The following is a 3,518-nucleotide window of genomic DNA, read 5'->3' as shown; positions in this document are numbered from 1 at the left end:
TCTGTGATTTATCACAGTTTCTAGACCTGACGAAGGCTAGAAAAATCATTAACAGCATATATTTGAGTTGAAATAATTTGTTCATACTCATAGATAGAACGGAAGTTAACAGTAATTTATTACCTGTTAATGACTGTACTTGAAATGAGAACTAGCGAAATTAACTGAATCAAGCGTTTTGGTATATGAATCTAATTGAAGCTGTACAGTGCTTAAGTGCACAAACGCCAACTGTGTGATTGACTGAGAAATTGGTTAATCATGTTGCTCATCCTACTTGTAGGGATGGACGACTGTTTGGGGTTGTATAGTCAAGTAATTAAGTGCATGTGGTGGATGCCTTGGCAGTCAGAGGCGATGAAAGACGTGATAGCCTGCGAAAAGCTCCGGGGAGGCGGCAAATATCCTGTGATCCGGAGATGTCTGAATGGGGAAACCCACTTACCATAAGGTAGGTATCAATAACTGAATACATAGGTTATTGAGGCGAACGCGGGGAAGTGAAACATCTCAGTACCCGTAGGAAAAGAAATCAATTGAGATTCCCTCAGTAGCGGCGAGCGAAAGGGGAAGAGCCCATTAAGTTATCTAAGTTTTAGTGGAATGCTCTGGGAAGTGCAACCATAGTGGGTGATAGTCCTGTACACGAAAGGGCTTAGATAATGATGTCGAGTAGGGCGAGGCACGTGAAACCTTGTCTGAATATGGGGGGACCATCCTCCAAGGCTAAATACTCCTGACTGACCGATAGTGAACCAGTACCGTGAGGGAAAGGCGAAAAGAACCCCTGTGAGGGGAGTGAAATAGATCCTGAAACCGCATGCATACAAGCAGTGGGAGCCGACTTGTTCGGTGACTGCGTACCTTTTGTATAATGGGTCAGCGACTTATATTCAGTAGCAAGGTTAACCGAATAGGGGAGCCGTAGAGAAATCGAGTCTTAATAGGGCGTTTTAGTTGCTGGGTATAGACCCGAAACCGGGTGATCTATCCATGAGCAGGTTGAAGGTTGGGTAACACTAACTGGAGGACCGAACCCACCGTCGTTGAAAAGCCGGGGGATGACTTGTGGATAGGGGTGAAAGGCTAATCAAACTCGGTGATAGCTGGTTCTCCCCGAAAGCTATTTAGGTAGCGCCTCGGACGAATACCATTGGGGGTAGAGCACTGTTTCGGCTAGGGGGTCATCCCGACTTACCAAACCGATGCAAACTCCGAATACCAATGAGTACTATCCGGGAGACAGACTGCGGGTGCTAACGTCCGTAGTCAAGAGGAAAACAATCCAGACCGCCAGCTAAGGTCCCTAAATCTATATTAAGTGGGAAACGATGTGGGAAGGCATAGACAGCTAGGAGGTTGGCTTAGAAGCAGCCACCCTTTAAAGAAAGCGTAATAGCTCACTAGTCGAGTCGGCCTGCGCGGAAGATGTAACGGGGCTAAAATATAGTACCGAAGCTGCGGATTTACGCTTATGCGTAAGTGGTAGGGGAGCGTTCTGTAAGCCGATGAAGGTGGATTGAGAAGTCTGCTGGAGGTATCAGAAGTGCGAATGCTGACGTGAGTAACGATAAAACGGGTGAAAAACCCGTTCGCTGAAAGACCAAGGGTTCCAGTCCAACGTTAATCGGGGCTGGGTGAGTCGACCCCTAAGGCGAGGCCGAGAGGCGTAGTCGATGGGAAATTGGTTAATATTCCAATACTTCTGTGTAATGCGATGAGAGGACGGAGTAAGTTAAGTCAGCCTGGCGTTGGTTGTCCAGGTGAAAGGTTGTAGGCATGCATCTTAGGCAAATCCGGGGTGCTCTATGCTGAGAACTGATAGCAAGCCAGTTTACTGGTGAAGTGGCTGATACTATGCTTCCAGGAAAAGTCTCTAAGCTTCAGTTACACAGGAATCGTACCCGAAACCGACACAGGTGGTCAGGTCGAGTAGACCAAAGCGCTTGAGAGAACTCTGCTGAAGGAACTAGGCAAAATGGTACCGTAACTTCGGGAGAAGGTACGCTGCCGGTGGTGATAGGACTTGCTCCTTGAGCTGCTGGCAGCCTCAGAAACCAGGCCGCTGCAACTGTTTATTAAAAACATAGCACTCTGCAAACACGAAAGTGGACGTATAGGGTGTGATGCCTGCCCGGTGCTGGAAGGTTAATTGATGGGGTTAGCGTAAGCGAAGCTCTTGATCGAAGCCCCAGTAAACGGCGGCCGTAACTATAACGGTCCTAAGGTAGCGAAATTCCTTGTCGGGTAAGTTCCGACCTGCACGAATGGCATAATGATGGCGGCGCTGTCTCCAGCAGAGGCTCAGTGAAATCGAATTCGCCGTGAAGATGCGGTGTACCCGCGGCTAGACGGAAAGACCCCGTGAACCTTTACTGCAGCTTGACATTGAACTTTGATCTTACCTGTGTAGGATAGGTGGGAGGCTTTGAAGTGGCGACGCCAGTTGCCATGGAGCCATCCTTGAAATACCACCCTGGTAATATTGAGGTTCTAACTCTGTCCCGTGATCCGGGACGAGGACCATGTCTGGTGGGTAGTTTGACTGGGGCGGTCTCCTCCTAAAGAGTAACGGAGGAGTACGAAGGTGCGCTCAGCGTGGTCGGAAATCACGCGTAGAGTATAAAGGCAAAAGCGCGCTTAACTGCGAGACCAACAAGTCGAGCAGGTACGAAAGTAGGTCTTAGTGATCCGGTGGTTCTGTATGGAAGGGCCATCGCTCAACGGATAAAAGGTACTCTGGGGATAACAGGCTGATACCGCCCAAGAGTTCATATCGACGGCGGTGTTTGGCACCTCGATGTCGGCTCATCTCATCCTGGGGCTGAAGCAGGTCCCAAGGGTATGGCTGTTCGCCATTTAAAGAGGTACGCGAGCTGGGTTTAGAACGTCGTGAGACAGTTCGGTCCCTATCTACCGTGGGCGTTGGAAATTTGAGAGGATCTGCTCCTAGTACGAGAGGACCAGAGTGGACGAACCTCTGGTGTACCGGTTGTCACGCCAGTGGCATCGCCGGGTAGCTATGTTCGGAAGGGATAACCGCTGAAAGCATCTAAGCGGGAAGCCTACCTCAAGATAAGATTTCCCCGAGACTTTATGTCTCCTAAAGAGCCGTTGAAGACTACGACGTTGATAGGCTGGATGTGGAAGTGTAGCGATACATGAAGCTGACCAGTACTAATTGCTCGTGAGGCTTGACTATACAACACCCAAACAGTTGTTGTATAAAGCGCAATTGATTCGATATCCAGAAAAACAGCTTGATTCAGAAGCTCGTTAGTACGACAATATTCAACTCAAATGTACCTGTTAATGTATTCTATTTGGTACCAAGTAAGGCAAACACTGCAAAGCAGTCAGATAAGACCCGAACAAGTCCATAAACAGTTGTGCTGGCGACCATAGCAAGAGTGAACCACCTGATCCCTTCCCGAACTCAGAAGTGAAACCTCTTTGCGCTGATGGTAGTGTGGGGTTACCCATGTGAGAGTAAGTCATCGCCAGCTCATTATTCAAAA

The 3,518-nt window shown here is 48.6% G+C and carries 2 rRNA genes; both read left to right on the top strand.

Annotated elements, in window-relative coordinates:
- Nucleotides 1-309: 309 nt before the first annotated feature.
- Nucleotides 310-3,202, top strand: a 23S ribosomal RNA gene (locus E2K74_RS14290).
- 189 nt (nt 3,203-3,391) lie between these two features.
- A 5S ribosomal RNA gene (rrf, locus tag E2K74_RS14285) occupies nt 3,392-3,506 on the top strand.
- Nucleotides 3,507-3,518 lie beyond the last annotated feature (12 nt).

This window comes from Acinetobacter sp. RF15B (genome assembly GCF_007558235.1).
Classification (GTDB): domain Bacteria; phylum Pseudomonadota; class Gammaproteobacteria; order Pseudomonadales; family Moraxellaceae; genus Acinetobacter; species Acinetobacter lwoffii_C.
The sequence above is the reverse complement of the archived record's forward strand: the minus strand, read 5'-3'. Positions and strand labels throughout refer to the sequence as shown.